This is a genomic window from Microvirga arabica, from assembly GCF_016811235.1.
Classification (GTDB): Bacteria; Pseudomonadota; Alphaproteobacteria; order Rhizobiales; family Beijerinckiaceae; genus Microvirga; species Microvirga arabica.
Map to the genome: position 1 here is coordinate 1 of NZ_JAFBID010000154.1, position 3,921 is coordinate 3,921.

The window sequence follows — 3,921 nt, forward strand, 5'->3', positions numbered from 1 at the left end:
CACCAGCCTCCTGCTCCCGCAAAATCCCAATAATCTGCTCGTCCGTGAACCGTGAACGCCTCATTGTCCGTCCTTGTGATGGGCCGGACTCTAACTCCACTCGGAGGAAAATCTCAGGGGCAGGTCAAAGTCATCCACGATACAGATCGAGGTCTCTTTGAGAGAGACGTCCAGTCCAGCGTAGTGCTTCATGCCGCGCCCTTTCCTGATGCTTGTGAGGGGACAACCTGACGCTATCATCAGCTCGAAGCGCTGCCTTCTAACCATTGCCGTTGCAGATAGGGCTCAAGCCGAATACCCCATCTAAACATCTAGCCCTTGAAATTTCGACGTAGAACCGAAAAATCGCGGAGGAAGGTTCTGCGCAGCGTTAGGAACGTCATCGACCAGCAGGCAAGCAGAAGAGCTGCGGCAATCGCCAGCCGCACAATCAAGCTGGGATCTGCCCACCAGGTGATCGCAGCGTGTGTCCCAGCAAAGATGATAGCAACAACTCCAGGGCGAGCTAACGCGTCGATAAACAGCGAGAGGCCACAATCTACCGTGGGCAAGAACAACTTCATAAATCGGTAGAAATACAATCCAAATGCTACGTTAAAGCCGATAGCGAGGGCTTCAAGTCCTCCCCATACAGTAGCACAAAGGATAACGAATCGCAACAATGTGTACTCCGTAGCAGTAAGAACTTGCACGTCTGTGCGATTGATAGCCATCAGGACCGTTCCATTCAATGATGTCACAGCCATGAGAGCATTCACAGGCACAAGGAAAGCGAAGAGGTTTGCTGCGGGCAGCCATCTCTCAGACAAGACTATGGAGAAAATCGATTTGCTTTCGACAGCGGCAAAGGCCATCAGTGAGAAGATCACAGCAGCAAGAATGCGGGTTGACGACAGAAAGATAACGCGCAGTTCTGCGGGGTCGTTATGCACCCGGACGAGCCGTGGATAAATCGCAGTGCTGATCGGCCCTATAAGTAGCATCCTTGGGAGACGAACTATTTGTGTAGCTACCACAAAGTAGCCAGCAGCCTCCACCCCTAAGACCTTACCCACAACCAGCGGATCGACGCCTCGTGAAAAAAAGTCAATCATTCGAAAGGTTATGAGATCCCGCGCGAACTTTACATGTTCTTTGAGTAGCCGCAGGTTGAACTGAAGCTTCGGCAAGAACCCTGCTGCGATAAGGATTCCGATAAGTTTGATTAACCAGTAGCCAAGTTGCTGAAAAACTAGTGCCCACAGCCCAGCGCCAAGCGCCGCCATCAATATAGAAACAATTGCACCAACCAATATACTGACTGACTCTACGGTCGCTAAATAGGCGAGCCGCTCCCGCTGGTAGATCCTCATATACGGAATAGTGGTCAGTCCCTGTAAAAAGGGAATAACTGCGAGTGTGGAGAGGACAGTAGCGAGAACGGGCTGACCAAATACCCATGCTATGATCTGCCCGACAAATACCAGAAGGCAGCTTAGTGCTCCTCCAACGAGTAGGACAAGCCAGAAAGCTGTTGACCAAAGGCTCTCTGATTCAGCCTTAGAACGTAGAAGGGACAACGCAATGCCTGCATCACCAAATATCATTATGAAGGTAAGGAAGGGCAACGCTATAGAGACAAGGCCAAATTCAGCCGGCGTGACAAATCGAGCCAACAAAGGCACGACCAGTGCTTGTACTATCACCTTGACGATGTTCGCCGTGGCGAGAGCGACTGCCCCTAAGGCAACTTTCGACATGGATTTCCCTTGTGCACGGCGCAAAATTTGCTAAGGTTTACTTTAGTAGAAGTAGAGAAGCTAGCACTCTGACTAGCTATTTAGTTGGTCATCATAGACGAAAGCGAGAGGGCAAAGCTGTTGAGCCTTCCACTGCACAATCGGCAATTTTGTATTACGCGTTCCCCACAACAATTTGGGCAGGATTGGTGCCATCTCGATCTGCCTGATGGGTTTATCCTCTCGCATCACATGGATCTACCTATCCGATGGATCGGTTCTGAGGCTGGTCGGACCTTGGTGGTAGGAAAGTGCTTCTCACTTGATCCTAGCAGCACTGCAACGTGCGATCTCGCGGGGCGGTTTGCGATCCTAAACTGGCCGTATATCCAAACAGATGCGGCAGGCTTGATGGCCTTGTATTATGGTGGAACTAGAGATCTCCCATTCGTTACATCAAGCCCTGCTCTTGCATCCAAGCTACAGATTACGGAAGCCTTCATTCCAACCCAGATCAAGTGGAAAGTTGGCCTGAATTGGATTCCGAGTCCGGGTAGCAGAGTAGTCGGAGTATCCCGTCTTTTGCGGGACCAAACATTGAAGATCCCGGGTCTGGATGTCGAATTCTTTGCACGGCCGATAACTCCTATTGGCTCTTTCAGCGAGGCAAGGAACGTGCTGACGTCTGGCTTGGCTCAGGTGCTTAGTCAGATCGAGAGATGCCATAGTACGGTCTACTTGGCACTGACGGGGGGCCTAGACTCTCGCACACTCTTCGCGGTTCTGCTGGCGAGTGGCATCAAGTTTGAAGCTGTGACCCAAGTTTTCCCCGGCGGAGGTTCGAACGATGCGAAAGTCGCAGAAGATCTTTGTCGCTATGCCGGCGTGCGACATAGGGTCGTGCCGATGGAGGAGCCTGACATTGGAAATGCGGTTGCATTACGCTGTCATACAGCAGACTCCGTCGATGATGCTGATCAACGCTACTTAATCCCTGGCAACTCCTATCGCTTCTTAGGTAACGGTGAGGCTTTGATTCGCGGGGGATGCTTCGAAATCGGACGTCGCTACTACCAACATCAACTCGGCAACATAGCGATTTCAGAAGCGACTGGAGCGCAAGTAAGTTCGCGATTCGGCTCAGTCTTGGATACTGAAGTAATACAATTTCTAGATAGTTGGCTGTCATGGCGCCGCAGTCACGAGAATGGGCTCGACTTAACGGACAACTTCTATCTTGATCAGCGCCTCGGTGGCTGGCTCTCAGCGGTAGAGCAAGCGTTAGACATCCTTCCAGGAACCTCGGTTCAACCCGTTAATTGTGAGCGGTTTTTCTCTAGCCTGATGGTTCCGATGTCGCAAGAGGAGAGATGTACCGGAGCACTGCAGCGAGAAGTTATCCGAACCCTCGATAGGAACCTGTTAAAGATACCTATCAATCCCGTAAAGCTCGAGGTGAAGCTTAGAAACGTGGCAAGCGCAACAAGGCGCAAGGTAAATTCGGTTCTTCAATGGATCCGCGAGTATTAGAGGCTGGTGAGTAGTTTTTAGCTCGATAGCATGGTTCAGCCCGAAAGTCAGGCTCTCGTTCAACAGGTCATCCAGCATGCGGCGAAGGCGAGGTAGAAGTTCGGCATCGGTTTGCCTGGGCCATGTAATGCCACTCGATACGGTGCCCGGCGCACCAGGCGAGAAGGGCATGCGAGGTCGGTTCGGTGCCGTTACCGGACACACGCATTCCCGGTTTGCCGCGCTGCTCGATTAAGGTTGTCGGTTCCCAGGCGACGTGCTTGCCAGAGATCGAGGTGTTGGGGATCGCCGCCAAGCACGCGCGCGTCACGTCCTCGACGATGTTAATACCAAGCGGCGTGAAGACTGACTCATTAGGGGTTTTCAGGCGTGTGCCTGTCTGATTCCATGCTGGTGACCAGGAGGTTCGCCATGCGCCCAGGGATCGAGCTACACCAGAACTATGATGCGGCCCGGCTGCGGGCTTTGGCTAAAGCGACCCGCAATGCCGGGCAAAGCCGCCGGCTGCTGGCGCTGGCCGAGATCTACGATGGCGGCACGCGGAGCAAGGCGGCGCGGGTCGGCGGGGTTGGGCTGCAGACGGTGCGGGATTGGGTGGTGCGCTTCAACGCCCATGGTCCCGAAGGTCTGATCGACGGCAAAGCGCCGGGGAATGTCTGCAAGCTGAGCGCCC

General features: G+C 53.1%; 3 protein-coding genes and 1 pseudogene. 2 read left to right on the top strand and 2 right to left on the bottom strand.

The features are described from left to right. Positions 1 to 311: 311 nt before the first annotated feature. Positions 312 to 1,739 (bottom strand): lipopolysaccharide biosynthesis protein, encoded by a 1,428-nt coding sequence (locus JQC81_RS31930; RefSeq protein WP_203275782.1) that lies wholly within the window; start codon positions 1,737 to 1,739, stop codon positions 312 to 314. A gap of 576 nt (positions 1,740 to 2,315) precedes the next feature. Here JQC81_RS31930 and JQC81_RS31935 point away from each other — a divergent pair. Further along, a complete protein-coding gene (locus JQC81_RS31935; RefSeq protein WP_203275783.1) occupies positions 2,316 to 3,248 on the top strand; it encodes an asparagine synthase-related protein in 933 nt (310 codons plus the stop codon). Between the two features lie 27 nt (positions 3,249 to 3,275). Here JQC81_RS31935 and JQC81_RS33695 read toward each other — a convergent pair. Continuing rightward, positions 3,276 to 3,576, bottom strand: a pseudogene (locus JQC81_RS33695) (transposase); the annotation flags it as partial. 83 nt (positions 3,577 to 3,659) lie between these two features. On the opposite strand from JQC81_RS33695, the gene JQC81_RS31940 reads away from it, so the two are divergent. Next, on the top strand, positions 3,660 to 3,921 hold a 262-nt coding region (locus JQC81_RS31940; protein ID WP_203275784.1), incomplete at its 3' end, for a helix-turn-helix domain-containing protein.

Coding starts and splice junctions, on each gene's coding strand:
- JQC81_RS31930 (WP_203275782.1), bottom strand. CDS start 1,739: ATGTCGAAAGTTGCCTTAGGGGCAGTCGCTCTCGCCACGGCGAACATC.